The organism is Halomonas sp. MS1 (assembly GCF_024182575.1).
Taxonomy (GTDB): domain Bacteria; phylum Pseudomonadota; class Gammaproteobacteria; order Pseudomonadales; family Halomonadaceae; genus Vreelandella.
On record NZ_CP098926.1, the window covers coordinates 4,485,796 to 4,504,192 of the forward strand.

9 protein-coding genes and 1 pseudogene are annotated in these 18,397 nt (G+C 48.7%); all 10 read right to left on the bottom strand.

From position 1 onward, the window contains the following. Window positions 1–20: 20 nt before the first annotated feature. Window positions 21–5,363 (bottom strand): glycosyltransferase, encoded by a 5,343-nt coding sequence (locus NF683_RS20715; protein WP_253920862.1) that lies wholly within the window; start codon window positions 5,361–5,363, stop codon window positions 21–23. Window positions 5,364–5,517: 154 nt separating this feature from the next. Then, complete coding sequence (locus NF683_RS20720) at window positions 5,518–6,480, bottom strand: sulfotransferase family protein (RefSeq protein WP_253920863.1); 963 nt, start codon at window positions 6,478–6,480, stop codon at window positions 5,518–5,520. 502 nt (window positions 6,481–6,982) lie between these two features. Continuing rightward, window positions 6,983–8,992 carry a glycosyltransferase gene (locus NF683_RS20725; protein ID WP_253920864.1) on the bottom strand — a complete coding sequence of 670 codons (2,010 nt, stop codon included), beginning with the start codon at window positions 8,990–8,992 and terminating at the stop codon, window positions 6,983–6,985. A 205-nt stretch (window positions 8,993–9,197) separates the two neighbouring features. Beyond that, window positions 9,198–9,706 (bottom strand): annotated as a pseudogene (locus tag NF683_RS20730) (transposase); the annotation flags it as partial. Window positions 9,707–9,752: 46 nt separating this feature from the next. Next, a complete protein-coding gene (locus NF683_RS20735; RefSeq protein ID WP_253920865.1) occupies window positions 9,753–9,905 on the bottom strand; it encodes a hypothetical protein in 153 nt (50 codons plus the stop codon). Between the two features lie 49 nt (window positions 9,906–9,954). Then, window positions 9,955–10,773: a hypothetical protein gene (locus tag NF683_RS20740; protein ID WP_253920866.1), complete on the bottom strand. Its 819-nt coding sequence runs from the start codon at window positions 10,771–10,773 to the stop codon at window positions 9,955–9,957. Further along, entirely contained in the window at window positions 10,770–11,684 is a 915-nt protein-coding gene (locus tag NF683_RS20745; protein WP_253920867.1) for a hypothetical protein, read from the bottom strand. Before NF683_RS20745 ends, NF683_RS20740 begins: the two co-directional genes overlap by 4 nt. A 46-nt stretch (window positions 11,685–11,730) precedes the next feature. Further along, window positions 11,731–13,335, bottom strand: coding sequence for a heparinase II/III family protein (locus NF683_RS20750; RefSeq protein ID WP_253920868.1), 1,605 nt, complete (start codon window positions 13,333–13,335; stop codon window positions 11,731–11,733). A gap of 8 nt (window positions 13,336–13,343) precedes the next feature. Continuing rightward, window positions 13,344–15,482: a glycosyltransferase family protein gene (locus NF683_RS20755; protein WP_253920869.1), complete on the bottom strand. Its 2,139-nt coding sequence runs from the start codon at window positions 15,480–15,482 to the stop codon at window positions 13,344–13,346. 3 nt (window positions 15,483–15,485) lie between these two features. Continuing rightward, window positions 15,486–18,227, bottom strand: a complete 2,742-nt coding sequence (locus NF683_RS20760; protein ID WP_253920870.1) for a glycosyltransferase family protein — start codon at window positions 18,225–18,227, stop codon at window positions 15,486–15,488. Window positions 18,228–18,397: the final 170 nt, after the last annotated feature.

Consider the following 18,397-nt stretch of genomic DNA (forward strand, 5'->3'; position numbering starts at 1 on the left):
AACACTGTTAACAAAAATAATTATATTTTCTTAAGCCTGACTACTATTTCCTCCTTAAATGAAGCAGCCTCCAACAATTTCTTGCCTATCAAATGAACATCAAAGCAATCATTAACAAAACTAAAATATTTTCTTTCACTGTAATTATTAGCCTTAATACTCTCAGCTACGGCACTAGGACTTGTATACACCCACTCCTTCGGATAAATCTCATCCGCGCCTTCCCAAGGTAATACAATGGGTGTGCAACCGCTAGCGGCGCCTTCGGCTACTGCTAGGTGGAAGCTTTCGTGGTCACTAACGGAAAGAATGAAATCAATACCCGCATACCACTGGGGCATATCGTTGCCGTGTGAATCGAAAACAACAGCTCCCTGAAGATCGGGATCTTCGGCAATTCGGCGGTACTGCTCGTCATACCAGGCCATTTCTTCTGGTCGATATTTCGCCATCCAAGGGTAGTCTGCAGGCTGCTTGCCTTTTACTCGCAGGGTGTAACCCGTGTCTTCCCTGCGTAGTTGTTTAAGAATATCCAGCGCTCGGTCTATACGCTTGCTTTGTGGCACTAAGCCTACTAACCCCAACACCTTGCCATTGGTCGGTTGGCGCGGTACTGCTTGCATAGCATCAATATCCACACCGTTGTAAATAACAATACCGTTGCTGTTCAGTGCCGGGTTACGTTGCTGGGCATTACGCAGCATATGGGGGCCAACGAATATCACCGTATCAAACGCTTCGAATGGCACTTTTTCAAACAGTGGGCTGCGCAGCTCCTGGGCGTGCAAGCGTCCGACTAACCTTTGCCCTTCAACTTTGTGCTTGGCATACCAAATAGCGTTACCCAGGGTCCACTCACAGAACACGGTATCGGCTTGGCGCACCAAACGCTTACTAGCAGTTTCGTTGTGCTGGTTATGGCCGGTCCAGAAATCTAGCAATAGGCGCATCCCTGCCTTCGTAAAGTAGGGATAAAACGGCTTAATAAACTTGAGATCATGCCCTGCGATCACAACGGTTTTCTTGGGTGGCACATCGGGAGCCTGGGCATGTACCTGAGGAGGTTTGCGAAGCGTTAAGGTCGGCTTACGCGACACCCATTTCTGAAGCTGGGAAAGTGCCATTTCCGTATCTGGGCGAAGTAGCTGCAATGTCGTATCGATAGAAGAGTTTTCCACCGCCACGCCCGGCCAGCCGCCCTCTTCAAGCACCGCATGTCGGCTGAAAGCAATGCGCTTGTGGGAGGCGTAAAACGTTGGCCAGATCAAGTCTTCGAGGTCTTCCGCTTCCAAGCCTTCCAAGGCACGCGGATTAGCTAACAGCCAAAGCGTTCCCGCCACCGCACGTTCGCCATCTGGCGTTGCACAACGAATACCTTCTGCTTCGAGCTGGGCACGGGTACCTGCCTGCCATTCGCGACTAACAATACATGCCGGGCGAACCGTTTGCGCTAATACGCGCTGTGCGCCAGCAGGAGTCATTTCAAGTGTATATATAGAGTACGTCGGCGGTTCAGGGGCTTGGATAGCCATACCGGCAGTGCGCAGCATCTGAGTCAGGCGTAGTTCTGTGGTATGAGCACGCATAACCGCCCGGGCTCCATTCAGCGCCACGCGCCAGCGATACGCCGGGTAATGCATTAGGTTTTCAAGCGCCTGGGCGGCATCGCTTTCGGTGCGAACCACATGGCCCGCCCCTTCCAGATAACGATTCATACCAAGGGCTGGGCCAGAAATCATCGGCGAGCCGCAAGCAGCGGTTTCAACAACACGGCGCGAAAACATCGTTGGGGAATCCAGCACCGAGTTGACGTTAATTTGCACCGGATGAGCCTTGTAGGCCTGGATCATCTCTTCATAACTGAGGCTACCGGCCACATAGCTCCCCAAGCCACCGGGGTATTTATAGGGAGATGCGGGGTCATCATGCTGGCGATCATAAAGCGTTAGGCCCAAAGGTGCCGCTGCGCTCATGATCTTGTCCATGTACTCGGTGCGCTCGGGGTAGCGCTTACCATAATAGGTACCGCCATAAGCAGCCGTTGGCTGCCATTCACGGCTAGACGGCAGCAAGTTATGGATCTTCGGTGAGGCATAGAACGGCGCGCTGCTCGCGGTTTGAGTGAGCGCACCGGGTGTGGACAGATAAGGCACTATTCGACGACTATCCGTCGTGAATACATGGTCACACTTGGCGGCGGTCGCGCGGAAGCGGTCAAAGTGAACCGGGTCTTCCTTGTTCCAGAACAGAGACGGGATTCCCTTGCGGCGACAATGCGCCAACAAGGCATCAAGCGCGGCAAACTCATGGTCGCTGTAATGCCCTATTTGGCGGAACCACTGCCAGTCATTGCCCTTCCAAGCGGATTCCACAAACAGCGCATCAATCGGCTGTTCTTTAATCTGCTCACGCCAGTTATCCGGTGAAAGCGGCACGACTTTGACGGCACTTGCCAAAGTATCAGTAGTAAAGGTATCGCCTATCAATCCCAGGGTCAGCTGCGCAAGGGTTTTAGCTTCGGGCTCTTGCGCCTGCTGGCGTGAAGCCAGCGACTCACGCAACTGCTGCAAGCTACGCGCATAAATACTAGTAACGTGATTCCAAGTACGCTCGCGGTCAATCCAAGCACGAGCCGCCTTGCCCAAACGCTCCCGCTCTGCGGGGTTATTGATTAGCGCTTCAATCGCATCGCATAACGCCGCCGCGTTGTCTTTTTCAAACAACCGTGCACGTTCGCCACCTGGGCCTGCCATTACCTGATGGGGCGACACATCGGAAAGCACCACCGCCTTACCCATTGCCATAGCTTCAAGCGGTTTGAGTGCCGATACCATTTCAGTAACCGCTGAGGAAAGCCGCGGTATCGGCATAATATCCATGCACGATAAATAACTTGGCACCTGCTCAAACGCTACCCGCCCGGTAAAGCGGCAGTTCTTTTCAATTCCTAACGCTTTGGCAGTGGCTTTAACGGTATCAATTACCTTGCCATCGCCTACCAGCACAAAGACGAACTCCTGCCCCCGAGCCTTCAGTTTGGCTAACGCTTCCTGCAGCAGTTCCAGCCCTTCATAGGCGACGGCGCTACCCGCATAACCGATAACCGGTACGCCCGCAGGTAGTTTTAGTTGGCGCGCCACATCAATATCGGCTGGCCTGGGGGTAAAGCGTTCAGCATTCACCGCGTTAGGCACGACCGTAATTCGCTCACGAGCGACGCCCCAACTGGCCAGTTCGTCAGCCAGCTCTTCAGTCAGGGTAATGACAAGATCCGCTTCCAGGGCAGCCTGCTGCTCCAGTTCTCGCATGAGTTGGTAACGCTCAGAGCCAGCCCATTCAGGCTGGGTCGATGCTTGCGTCACTTCCCACAAGCCGCGCACTTCATACACAAACGGCAAGCCCAGGCGGCGCGCCGCCATTAAGGCAGGTAGTGCAGTAATATGGTTAGAGGCTGCCACGATGATTTCCGCACCACTGGTTTGCGCTTCACGCAGATAGTGGTCAGCAGCTTCAGCTAGGTAGAAATCCAGCGGCGTTTTGGCAATATTCCAGCCAGCACACGCCGCATAGGCCACGCCATCGACAGTGGCTTCATGGTAACCACGAGGCAATCCTCTAGCGCCGCCATCCCACGGAAAGCCAGGGCGCGTCGTCGCCCGCACGTTCCAGCCAGATTCTTGCAAGCCCACCGCAATACCGTGCGAGCGAGTCGAATAACCGTTAGTGGCATGGGGAACCGACTGATGTAAGCAGTATAAGACACGCTGGCGGCGGCTCATCAGCCCGGCATTGGGTTGGCGAGGCGGCAGCGTTACGCCCCCTTTCAAGCGCGCCAAGCCCGCCACAAAAGCTTCAAAGTCGCGTTTAGGTTTATCGAACTTCACACCCCGCGCCTGAAGATTTTGCAACGCTTTCAGTGTGTCGGTCAGGCGGCCTTCTTTATAAAACCAACGGCTGGCAGTGGGATAATCAACCTGAGCAAAGGCATCAGCACTTTGTTGAACACTGCATAAAGCCGGTTTATCAAGCTCTATGAGTTTCTGACGAACGCTTTTCTGGCTAATGTTTTCTGGACGAGCGCTTTCCTGAATAACGTTTTCGAGTGTCTCCGCCATTCCTTGAGTCAAGCGGCTAAACGTCAACACATTGCGGTTTAGTACTTGAAGGGAAGCGCTTCCCTGCACCTCAGGCGATGGCTCTTCCAGTGAGCATTCCAAGGCTGCCGCTAGCAATTCAGCATTATCAGCTTCGGCAAAGCTAACGCCTTTGACCACCGGGCAAGCACTCTGCAATGCCGGGAGCTTCGACATCACCAACCGCTTGCCGTAGGCCAGCGCTTCCGCCGCTTTAATAGGCGGCACCAACCGGCATACCGGATAGTTCTTACGCGGAATGGCAACACAATCAATCAGTGCATAATAATCAGCCACCTGCTGATGGGGAACACGCCCTACCTGAATTAACCAAGGCCTATCAGCATCATGCTCGTGGGTACTCATTACATGGGTTAGCGGCTGGTCATCCCCCACCAGCAGCAGTTTAAGAGGGACACCTTTCTTGACCAATATTTCACAGGCTTGAAGCAGTACATCCAGCCCTTCATAAGCAGTGAAGCTGCCGATATAGCCAATCACATGGTCGCCAGCCTGAATCCCCAAGCTTTGTTGCAGCTGCGGATCGGTGGGTTTTAGATCAGGCAGTTCGCGAATGCCATTGGGCACAATGCTAATACGCTCGGGCTGCACACCGCGCTTCACCAGCTCAGCCTTCATCGGGTCATTCAGCGTAAAGACTTGATTAGCCTTCCGCGCAACAAAACTATCTCGCTCGGCTTCTTCCTTAAAGCTTTCCGTATGGGCATACCCTGGCTCACGGGCATCTTTGGAAAGCTCCCAAAAACCTCGGACTTCGTTACAGAATGGCAGACCCAACCGTTTGGCTGCCACCCAGGCAGGTAGCGCGACAATCCAATTAGAGGCGGCCAACACCACAGAAGGACGGTACACCCGAAATAGCTCAATAAAGCGCTCAACACTGGCATTAAAATTAGCACGCGCCCCTTGAGGCACCACACGATAAGGCCACCGCGAGTGAATATACTTAACGCCATTGACGACCACTTCTGGGGCCGTATCACTCGCCGAGTGAAATTCCCACGGGCGCCCTGGGCGCAAGAAACATAGCACTTCCAGCCCTTGCTGGTTCAGTGCTTCCGCAACCCCTTGGGTGCGAATCGCGTAGCCATTATTCGCGTAACTTTGACCGTGGCTAACCACATAGGCCACACGCTTAGCAATGGGTTGAAAAACAGAAGTCAGAGGTTGCGACGCAATTTGTTCCGCGTGCTTAATCAGGTCATCCATGCAATACCTGGCCGGTAAAGTGAAAATTTATTAACAACAACAAAGCAATAAGCTGAATTGCTAGGCGCTGCCACATCATACGCAGAGAAAGGAAAACCCGCACGCAGGCGGGTAGATATTCATGTTCGTTTGACGACACGGAGCAACAATAAGTTCAGCTAGCGGGCTCCGTAACGCGTTGCGGCTTGAGCGGAAACCACTGCCCTGTTGCGGCAACCCGGCATTGCACCGTATCGCCTGGCAATAACTTAACGGGTAGGTGAAAACCCACATATCCGCCACGGGGCGGCAGCAAGCGGCATAACTCCTTGCGCATCTCGACTGCACGCAGAGTGGTGGTATGCTCACCCTTCACCCACAGTTCAATATCTATTGGCTCATCACTTCCATTCGCCCACCACGCCCAACCGCTGATGCGTTTTGTATTAGCTTCGACAAGACGCGCATGCGCCCACGGCTGGTTCAGTTTAAACATGGCATAACGCGCATCAAATAACGCACATGCATGCTTATAAAGCATAATGTCTCGTTTATTCAGCCGCGTGAGTTCATCAATGTCGTCTTGATCCAGCTTATGCTCAGCCAGCGGAATACGCTTACCTAGATTGTCTTTACGCTCAACGATATCGGTTGCAAAGCTATCATTTAATATTTCCAAGCTTTCCGTGTAACGCTCGGTTAAACCTAGAAAGCCAACCGCTTCAGGGTTTACCCCATTCAGGCCTCGGCGCTGACGATTAATCATCGCCGGAGATGAGTAGAACTCTTTGAAGCTCCCTTTGTAATCCATATTTCTGACAAAATGGCCATATTCAGACGCAATTCGCTGCAGCGGTTCGCGTAGAAAAGTAATCGTACGCCCCACGCCGATTAAAGAAACAAACCGAGCGACAGGCACATGCCCACAGATCATAGCGGGGTTATTTGCTAAGAAGGCCTTCTTGAACTGCCAAAAATCTGGATGATCGACATGTAAAGACTCTTTGACAAGCGGAGACGTGGTTTTAGATTTTGCACCATAGTCATAAACAATTCGTTCCTTCGAAAAGTACGCTTCCGCGCCCAGTCGAAAGCTTGTCCCAGCAGTTTTGGGTATATGTAGAAAAAAAAATGGCATTAATTACATCTCTGTTATTTCATGAGCGAACTACTAACCACACCGATTCCCGAAGCCGCCCCATGCCCGTCATTCCCGAGCGGGGTTATCGGGAATCCATCTTGACCTTACCCACTGAGGCCTCACCCCAGCCCCGTCATTCCCGAATGGGGTTATCGGGAATCCAATTTGACCTTCCCCACTGAGGCCCGTTCACCTAAACCAACATGGGTTCCCGCTAAGGGCACGCCCCAACCCCGTCATTCCCGAATGGGGTTATCGGGAATCCAGTTTGACCTTACCCGCAGAGACTCTGTCGCCTGAACCAGCATGAATTCCCGCTAAGGGCACGCCCCATACCCGTCATTCCCGAATGGGGTTATCGGGAATCCAATTTGACCTAACCCACTGAAGCCCAGACACCCAAACCAACACGGATTCCCGCTAAGGGCACACGGGAATGACGAAATGGAAGGACACTCGGGAATCCATACTCAAAGAAGGCACAATTCCTCACAGGCCATCAACGTCTCTCTTCAGGCAAGGAGAAATCCAAGCCTAGTGCATGCTCAGGGTGAACATCGTCATTGCTGACAGTAAGCGGCTTCGGTGCCAAAGCAACGTAGGAAGCTCCTGGCCGTGTCAGTCGGCCCAGCCCCTTCTCTAGCGGATAGTATTCCAGCTCAAAGCCATGATCCTTGGCCCAGCGTTCGCAGATATCCTTCTCCTCTTGGCGAATGGTATCGTCCATCCATACTTCAGCAGCTGGGGAGAGCTTATCGGCCAACGCAGGTAACGCCGGATAGCGGCTGAACAGGCACGTTGCCCCAGGAGGACCATCCACCCACAGCAAATCGACGTTTTCAACACCTTCCAGCAGCGAGACCGGGTACCAGCGCGAGGATTTTTCGGCATCTTCAGGGTTCAAGTGCTCGTCTTCCCAGGCTTCCAAATCCCCAATGCGCAGATCAACCCAATCATCCAGCCGCTCAGCCTGCAAAGTAGCCAGAGACTGCGCTCCGTAGTGCTCGCTGTGCTCAATAGAAATCAGCTTGCCACACCCGTTCTGGCGTAAAGCATCTGCAATAACCAACGTAGAAGCACCACTACCAAACTCTACTATCACCTGTGGGCGGGTAGACATAATGTGCGCATGCAGGCGCAACAGCACATCAGGAGAGGTTGCCCAGCCCCTCAAGGGCGGCAGCTGACCTTTGATGGAGAGTCGACGCTGCAGCCAGGAGAGACTTTCCAGCTGGGCGTAAAGGCGGTTTTGAACGATTATCAAATCTTTGGTATGTTTTCCTGCGCTATCCTTACTCGCCTGAAGAAATGCTTTTTCCAGCTGCTCAAGCTTTTGTTCCAGCATTATACTAGCCTTCTTGTTTTCGGATTTTACTGAGCTGTTTTTTACTTGGGCTTGATTGCCATCTTCCCCTTTACTCAGGGAATGAGAGGCAATAGCGAGACGGTATATGCCCAGAAGATACTCATGTACTTTTTGAAAGTCGAAAAACTGCTGAATTATCCTAGCACCAAAGGCACCGAGGCCTAGACGATAACTTTTTGAGGCAAGAAGGTTATCAATGTCTCGATGCACTATCTCAGACTTATAATCTTCATGCTGATTACCTACGCCGCCAAAATTTGAATACACACCTTGCTGCCAAGTATCCGCACGTACCAAACCACAATAGCTTTTGCTGCCTACCGCAATGGCCGGCACACCACAGCTCATGGCCTCTAAAGCGCAACGACCAGGCGCAAAGACGAAGTCACTCAATTGATATGCACTACGAAGCGCCTCTCCTTCGAGCCACCCCCTGAACTCGATAGTATTGTCGCCTTGCACTGCTTTAAGGCGAGCGCGAAACTCTTCGGCTTGTGTACCATCGCCTACAACAACCCAAGATAGCTTCCCAGGGTAATGCCTGGCGGCGTACTCCACTGCATCTGCAAAGACATCTAGGATAAATACCTTATCGTTATCAAGCCGCGAGACTAAGGTCACGCTAAGCTTACCTTCATTACTCTGGGGCTTTTCCAAGAGCGGTTGAAAGAAGCCTGTATCAGGGACATTGGGCATCACATGAAACTTTTCTGGAGCCTTACCGTTCTCGCTCAGCAGATAATCACGGACGCCAGATGACACTGTTAGTACTGCCGATACTTTATCAATATAGCTAGGGAGATCGTCAGTGTATTTGCCATGAAATGTCAGCACTAAGGGTACGTCCAACCGTTCCGCCAGTGCTAAGCCAAACTTACGAGAAGCAAATGGATGAGCGTGCACTAGATCAATAGAATCAGCAGCGTGAAGTTTCAAAGCCTCATGGATTGTGGCATCAGTATCTGTGTAATCCGTTCGAATAACGCCAACGCCATAACTTGCCAGCGAGTCAGCAAATGGGCCAGCGGGGCAAACAATAGTGGCCTTGTGATCGTTATTGATCAAAAAGCGAGCAGTTGCTAGAACATTTTCGTGCAGCCCACCATGTGAAGCTTTAAAAAAAACTGGTATTACAACATGCACGATCTAACCCCTTTGTTCTGACTATATAGCTTATAACTGTAGTGATTCGATATTTTCGTAGCATCTTAGGTGATGAACCGTTACCAATTCTCCCAATCAGCTACCTCACTCCAACCACTCAAAAATAGAAAATCTAACCCTGCGATACTAGCGGCTTGATAGGCCACTTACTGCCCCCAGGAAGAGCGCCGGTTGCAGAATGAGGCCGCTCGACGCGCTTGTGATTGACCTGTTCACCGGTTTGACGCAGCTTCAGGTAGATCATGCCCGCGCCGTAACGACGATGCCGGTGTGCCAAGGCAATAATGCGTTCACGCAATGCCGCATTGCGGTCAGGGGCCGGTTGGTAGCGCAATGCACTGGCACTCATACGAATGACACGGAGCGCTCGGCGCTCACTCAGGCCACATGACGCCATAAAACGCACCACGTCTCGACGTGCCAGGGCGCTCACCAATTTTTTCTCAGCGCCTCGCGAGTGACCTCCATCTCCAATAGCGGCTCCGCGAGCAGCTTTTTCAGGCGTCCATTTTCGGCTTCGAGCTCTTTCAGTCGCTTGGCATCGGGGACGCTCATACCACCAAACTTGCTGCGCCAAAGGTAATAACTGGCTTCCGAGAAACCGTGCCGACGACATAGCTCCTTGATGGGCAGTCCCGCCTCCGCTTCGCCCAAGAAGCCAATGATCTGTTCTTCGCTGAAACGCTTCTTCATGTCCAATCTCCTTAGCATAGGATCGGACTCTAAAGTGTAGCGCTACTCAATCTGGGGGTGACGTCGGCTTCACCACCATTGCTTCACTACCAAAATAAATAATGCCTTCGCCTATACCTATTCCAGAAAAAAATTCTTCCGGAGGTTCCTTATCTTCGCTTGAATAAAAAAAATCTCTAACACTCTCTTTAATATCCATAGCCTGCCTAAATCCAAATAGAAATTATAATAATTTTTTTCGAAAAAAACTATAACTTAACACCATCGCCAGAGAAGAAACTTTCTATCAGCCTGACCTCAGCTTCTTTACCAATACTGCCATGTCCTGAATCTAAATCTTCATATAAAATAAAATCTCCCTTTAGAGAATCAAGGTTTCCTTTTCCCTTTTCATTTAAGAACCATTTTTTAAAAAATGAGTAATGTTTAGCATAATGGCTCTCATCAGCTAAATTCTGGAGATAAAAGAATGAAAAACAACCTTTACCCCCTATTATATCAGGGAGAAAAAAACGGCTTCGGTAATTTTCGAAAACTTGATCACGTGACAAATCAGGAAACATTATATCGTACATTTTCCCGAACCCGGGATGCTTAGATGCATTAATTTGAATATTAAAAACCATCACTGATGAATTATTGATTTTCATTGCCGTCTCAAAAGCAGGCAATCCACCACCAGAACTACCAAAGAGTAATATTCGAGAACCATCGATTCCTGATCGATAAAAAAAAGAGCTTAGAACATCAGCCAACAAACTACTATAATGAAGGCTCGGAGTTCCAGAAAACCATGTCAAGGTGATTTTTTTGTGAAAAAAAAGCCCAGGGTCAAATACACATAAAACATTACAATCCAAAAGCTCACCGTGTTTTCTTCGCTGAAAAGATGGAATGTCTCTAGATCTATTATACGCCCCTGGATAAAAAACAACCCAGTTCTTACCCACACCTTTCCAACTTATATGTAAAGGAAAAAGAACTCCGGCAGTAAAAATAAAGAACTGTCTAGCCTCCCCTTCTCTAATATCAATTACTGCATCTTCTAGAGAATTATATACTTTCATAAAGCTTTCTTTCCAGCATATACAGATCGAAACTCTTCGACTTTTGAAGAAATATTTTTTAACTCACTCTCAGCCAAAGATATCAAAGACTCAGACACCAAAATTTTTGGTCCACTATACTTATTGGTAGCACCTGTCTCAACGGCTCTCTTAAGTGACTCTAAAACTTTTGACTCATTGCCTTTTTCATTAGAAATTAAAGACAACAACTCTGCTACTCTAACCGGATTTTTTGAAATATCTTCAAAAAACAAGTAATACTCATATGGATACTTCAATGCCGACTGGTAAAATCTTTTTGTTTTCTCTATATTTTCTTTTAAGTATTCTTCATCTGAAACATCAGCCATGCCTAAGTAACTTCTATACTCATCTTTTCTAAACGATCTAGATATTGTCAACTCAACTGGATCTCTAATGATAAAAACAGGAGTAAACAAAGCTGTACTTGATGAAAATGTTTGAAGACTAGCCCTGTGAGCAGTATTTATTATGGGTTTATTTTTGAAAATATTTTCTGGTGGACTATGTAATAAATGATAACACTCGAGCAACATCTGCCCGCTTTTTAAATCCACTTCTCTAAGTGTGTTCTCTAGGGGTTGCGGAAGATATATTTCTCCAAGCCCAATCATATCAAACGAGTCAACTAGTACGTGTTGCAATAAATGAGACCCAGAAGATCCAAAGCTCGAAAAATAAATAGTCTTAGTATTTTTACTTATCCTTTCCTCAGCTATACAAATAATTATCTCAATTAATGACTCGGCATCCCAACCATAATAATCAAACAATCTTTTAATTCTACTAGAACTTTTTTTTAGCTGACGTGCGTTATTATTCCAATAATACTCAGGTGAATCTACAAACGATTCAATAACCTTCCTAACTAATTTTCTGTCAATATTCATTCATCACCTCATTGAACATTAAACTTATAGATGATTATTCAACTTCTCATACATGAGAAAAAAGACTCATAGCCACCTTGGTATCGACTACCTTTTTCGACATGATTGTTATACGATATGCATCTACAATTGCGCCGTAATTAGGAGAGCTTATAGAACTGCTCTCATTACTTGTTTCATCCCAGCCCTTTAAGACTTTAGAGTTTAACATTGACGTGCATTCGATCTTGCAACAGAAGTCATCAAACGATGCACACACTCTATTACTACCAGAAGTAACACTATTGGCTTGAGGGACAATAAAATTCACGAACAAATCATCGCTGTCGCCACCAACCCTTGTATCTGTAACATTTATTTTAAGGAGCTCATGATAAAACAATCTTACAGATCGAGAAATTTTCTCACCAAACATGGAGCTAGACATGTTTACCACTCCATATTGATCAATGCTAAGGTGTGGTCTATTAGCCAGTCTTTCTCTATTCCTGATACCCCTCTTATTTATATAAGGCAAGCTATGGGCGAAATGCGATCTCACAAACACTCTTCTAGAATCTTTTTCATTGTGACTAAGGAGTCCTGCATCACCGAAAACAGTTTCTCCATCGTAAAAAACATACAACATTAAATCATCATCATGGCGATGATAATTTGATTCATGAGTATTTTTCATCAAAATGAAAAAAGATTTACCTTTTCCATCCTTACCCCTAATAATTACATAGCCCGAGGCGGAATAGTTTAATACATCTACCTGCTCTTTTTGCTCGTAGGGCAGCCCTTCGTCTCCACCTCTGGTATCACCAATCATCGGCAAATAGCCATTTGGAAGCGTAATCGCACGCAAAAAAGCCTCAGCTTTCTCAATATAAAGTTCGCCCATTTGCGAAATTTCTTGCTCACCGAGAGGAGATAATGTTCTTAGCTGCTTGAGCCTGCCCAGCATCATTTTTTGATAACCTGGGCTGTTTTCCTTATGCACTCCCTCATTGGTAAAGGCAAAAGTCACTTCGTCTTTCAAGCGAGCACGATTACATTGTCGATAGAGTTCAAAATCGTCACGAGCAAACATTAGGCTGATGGTTAGAGCAATCATCGCCTGATCAAAGCCGTGGTTGGTGTGTTTAGAGTAGTGCTTGTCTTCCTGAATCCAGTCAAGATGTTCAATAATTAGGCTGCCAAGAAGCTCCGCACAGGGCTCTTCACCTAACGGAAGGCCGTTGGAGTGGCAAAACACCAGCCAGTTGGTCAGGTTGCGTACACGATATGCCGAAGCATGATCATGCCAGACAAGCGGCGAATCTTTATTCTGCTTAGCTTGATTGATCCAGTTGTGAATCGCGTCAAGGCACAGTGACAAGTAGCCAGTACGCTCCTCCTCACTTTGCAGTGAAAAGCTATTGGCATACCAGTTCAGGAACGGCAACGCCTGCAGCTGCCACCACCAGTTACGATCACGCTCCAAGCTCTGCCAATCAAAGGTCAATATATTCAGGTCGCTGTCTTCAAAACTTTTTGCTTCGAAGCGCTGGTCGTCGAAAAGCTTCTTCAGCTTTTGATAGTCCGCTTTGTTCTTTGTGTTGATGGTTGTCTGGATATAGTCGTTGGCACCTGGCGTGACGCAGGCCAATAGATCATTCGTCGTCATGAAATTGATTAACTCTTCTGAATAACGTTCTGCCACTGCTGGCTAATATCTTGCGACGACATGACGCTCATGACTTCAGTCGCCAGTCCTTTGGTCGGCTCACTGCCCATAACGGCCTGTTTGGAACTTTGAAGGGTTCGGGAGATCCACTTCTCTCCCCAAATCTCTGCGGCTCCATCCCAGTCCCATATGATCGGTGTCGCGCCGGTCAGCATCCCTTCACCAATCGCCATATGGAAGGACTCGAAGTCTGAAGGCGAGAGGATAAAGCCCACCATGGTGAACCAATCATTGACGTCGTCTCCGGGGGGATCAAAGATCACTTTGTGCCGCAACCTGGGGTTGCTGTTAATCCGCTCAAAAACGTTTTGGTAGTAAGCCAACTCATCTTCACGCTTGAGCAGCCAACCGTAGTCCAGCGGGTGCTTCCCTTTGACCCGCAGGCAGTAACGCTCGTCTTCATCCAATAATTCTTCCAGCAGATCTATCGCACGGTCTAAGCGTTTTCGAGACGGGGCTACACCAATGATGCCCAGAGTGTAGCGTGCGTCTCCCGTTTTCTTCTTAGGTGTAAATTTGCTCTCGTCCAGCAGGTTGGGTATCACCGAGGTCTTTTCGAAAGGAAAGCCGAAGGCCTTTTGCCCCTCCCGACGAATAAACTCACTCACGTAACTGATATGGTCAATATTGTCCCAGTTGGCCTCAGCCACATAGGGCAACTCACGCTCCTGCAGGTGAAAGCGCGCTACCAGCCGCTGATGAGGCTTCTTGTTATGTGAATACCATTTGAGGTTTCCAAGGCACCATTCGCAGAAGATCACGTCAGCCTGCTCTAACAGAGCATAACTCTTTGCTTCATCATGCTTATTATGGTGTTGCCACTGGTCAGTCAGAAATTCAAACTGGCCGGTTGCTTCCAGTTTTTTCTGCAATAACGTGAAGAATTTTAAGTCGTGCCCAGCCACCAGCACACGGGTTTTGGGTTTCGGTTTGGGCGCTTTGGGTGCTTCATCTAGCCACTCACGCATCTCGCGCACGCGAGTACTGAAGGTATGGCGTTCGGCCAGTTGCTTCAAAGCGGTAGCGGCCTGCAGAGTGACCTGCGGCTCACTGAGTGCCCGGGTCAGCTGGCTGCAAAACTCTTCGGGGCTGTTGGCGAATAACGGATAGTCAGTACCCAGCAACTGCTCATGAAGCGGGTTGCGATTAAGGATCGCGGCACAACCCGCTCCGCCATACTCAAGAATTTTAGTGGAGTATTCTACCGTGTCGTTCATACTTTCATGACGCCAAGATAGCCCTACACGAGCCTGCTGGAGTTGCTTTTGTACAGCCTCCCGAGATTGCGCACCTAGCCAGTTTAACCCCTTCGTATCGTTCAAAGCATTCTGCATGCGGCCTGCATAATCGGGCTTGTCTGGTTCATCGTGGATCTTGTCACCAATCATCACTAATTCACTATCAGGTAACTGATGATGAATGGTGTGCCACGCTTCAGTCATTTCAAGCGTCATCCAGTCCCCCTTGAACTTCCCAGCATATATAGCGCGCTGAGGCCGCTCACTCAAAGGTGGAAGCGTATTAGGAAGATCTGGAATCACTGGCGTGTAAAGGCGAGCTTTGGAGGCATCAAGCTCCGGTATTAAGGCTTGCCAAAGTGCTCGAAACCCTTCTGTTTGACATAGAAGCCGGTGACATCCTTTGCCTATCCGCTGAATAATCAAGCGCTGTTCTGGGGCATACTCAGCCACAGCCTGAGGAATATCGGTGAGATACATCCAAGTTTTGGCTAATACGTCTTCGGCGTCTAACATTTGAGTAGCAAGTTCCATGCCCCTTACGATAATTACATCATAAGGACTAGCGCGGTCTAGGCGGATAGCTAGCTCGCCCATCATCGCTGGTGTAATGCGAGCGAAGCCTTTGCCTTTCCAGTGCTGACGGTCACTGCCATCGATAATAGTAATATTGTCAGCGGCTTTTAACGGGCCAAATAGCTCATCACGTGCTGGCGTGCTACGGGCCAGAAAATCAACCTCAGTATTGCCAGCTGCGGCAGTAGCCAGAGCGATAGTCTGTGCCCAAATAGAAGAGCCATCAATATAGTTAAGATCTGGATTGCCGCAGATCAGTACACGTTTAGTCATTAGTTAAGCTCTCTCTACTTGCTGTTGTGCAGCGCTGTGCAATTGGAACTGATCGCTGTCTGCAAGGTAGAGGTCTGGACGGGAAATACGCTCGACCGGTGAAGTTCTAACTGGTTGCTTGAGAAACTCTGCCATCTTCCACAATGTGCCTCCCAACAACGTCTCATCGCCATAGGCAAAACGGTCTTGATTAAGTGCCTTTGCCCAGCCGCTAGCTGCAGATTCATAGATAGTGGCATTGGCAAGATCTCGCAGATAGTGCTCGCCGTATTGGCACCGTGGAGCTATCCAGCCCCCAATGCCATACTCAGCTTGTTGCTCAGTTAGCCACGCAGCTTTTTGCCCTGGCTGAAGCAAGGTAATATTTTCAGAAAGCGAGCCAGCTAGTTGAGCCAACCCAGGTGCACAGGCGATACCCAACTGGAAAGTGCGGTAACTTTGCTTGCGCGCGAACTGATCCAATGCTTCAAGCTCTGCTTGGCTATGCGCCTCTGCCACTAAAGCGATAGCCGGGTCAGTTGGCAAATGCGACTCGATCCCCAAACGATCAAAGATATCATTCAGCCTGTGGGCGTATGTATGTTTGGAAAACACTTCCCGAATCCCAGCCAAGCTACGTCGACGCCATTCAGCATCATTTGTCATCAATACATGAATAGCTTCATCGGCCTCTTTTTGGCTATGTACCATCCACACTGCATCACTCTCGAATAACTTATCTATGCCTTTCGCATAGGTACTGACAATAGGCGTACCACATGCCATTAACTCGAATACGCGACGCGAGAACATGGTGGGTGAATCAGTTACTGAGTTGACATTCAAGAAGATACGATAGCGGCTGTACTCATCACACAACGCTTTATATGGCAGGCTCCCTTTTATTCCGGCTTGATACTCTTCAGGAAAAGGGAAAATACCAGTACCATAATTGCGATCAAAGATATCCAGGCCATGGTGATTGGCTGCTTGAAGCAACCAGCGCATCGCTTCGCCACGCTCAGCGTGACGATTGCCATACCAACTGCCTGCAAAACATGAGCGCGCCAACCGACCCGTTAATGGTGCAGGCTTATGTAGCGCTGGTTGCGCAGCAAAAGGCATTGCATGAACACTCGGGTTACCTGTTTTGGCTTGGTAAGAGTCTTTCATATTAGCGTCAGTGGTAAATATATGATCCACTAACTTGGCGCTGCACATGAATTTCTGATGGTGAACCGGGTCTTCCTTGTTCCAGAAAAGCGTAGGAATTCCTTTTTCCCGGGCATATTGACAGATGTGTGCTATTTCCTGCCCTGGTTTGTTGGCATAGTCCGCTACTCTATACTGCCAGCTGCCGTAGTTACCTTTCCAAGCACTTTCAATAAAGAACAACTTTGGTTTGTACTTTTCGGCTAAGGCGTACCAATTATCCGGACGGGGCTGAATGAGATTGACATCTTGCTCAAAGCAACCAGTGGTAAACTCATCCATGATCCCTATTACATAGGGTTTTTCATTTTCAGGATATTCTGGCCAACCAAGAATACTAATTGCAGCCGCCTGGGCGCTAGGGGCTACAAACTGTGTGGGCTGAGACTTATCCGGTTTAGGCCTAACCTTTAACTCTTTGACAAAAATTTGTTCATTATCACCTTTATTGAAACCACACAGTCCCAAGTGAATTTCACTAACACCTTTTGGAATAGTAAACTCATGAATTTCTTGGATTTTATTTTTCGTGCAGGGCAAGTACTTAAAGTAAGCCTTAAGATGGCCTGACTTGGACATTTTACCGCAGGGTTTATCAACCGGCTTGCCATCGGCATTAAAGCTATTGATCAGCAAAACCGCCTTACGATTCTGAGCGCCCTTAATATTACGATATTCCGAAGCGGCTTCAATAATCAGTTGCTGGCCGGGTTTTACCGGAATCTTATGCCAGAGAGGCTCTTGTTGAGGTAACTCTACTGCTTGTAACTGACTAAACTCCCCTAAGCGAGGCTGAGTTTTTGCTGGTGATTTTTGGCTAACAACTGATTTCTCTAGCGCTGGCGGATTTTCTATTGGCATTTTTTGTGCGGGCGCTACGTTCTCTCCTTTCAATAGCGTTGCCATCCGCTCAGCATAATTTGGCAGTAACTTAGCTTCACTGAGTTGATGGGCTACGTTATCAATTTTATTTTCTGTTAACCCATTTTTCACCAATGCTTCTTTAAAGTTTTCACTCACCGCAAATAGGTGCAAAGCTTGCCTAGCAACAAACAAACTCTGTGGCTCAACTATATCACTAGAACCACTAGATACACATTTACTGCTTTCTCCTCCATAGAACGCCAGTCCTAGCCGTTTTGCTGCGATCCACCCAGCCAACCCTACACCTGCCGTTTCCGCCAGAACGGCCGCGGGACGATACACACGTAATAGCTTGATCAGTTTCTCTACGGTAGCCTCTAATGTAGCACGCGCGCACCCTAAAGCACTGCCGGGTAATGTCGAGTGAAGGTAACGCACACCGTTGATATCAGACTCAGGGGTAATTAGCTCGTCTCCCTCCCCTTCAACATCCCAAGGCCAACCAGGGCGCACCATACAAAGGGTTTCAAGGCCTTGCCGGTGTAAGGCCTCTGCGAGTTGTTGAGTGCTGTCATTCGCTGTGCCACGGCCCTGATTTACTAAGTAGGCTACCCGTCCTTCTATTGGCTGGATGATAGGCGTAGGAGCCTGGTTAGCAAGCTGTTGGGCGTGATTGAGCAGATCGTCCATAGAAGTATATTACTGTTACCCGTTGAGTTTTGAGACTTTATTTTCAGTCATGAAGGTTACTAGCGTATCGTGCCGGCTCTGTCTTGGATTCCCGATAACCCCACTCGGGAATGACAGTTTTGGGGCCATTCGAGAGTGACGGGCTCTCACTGGATTCCCGATAACCCCAT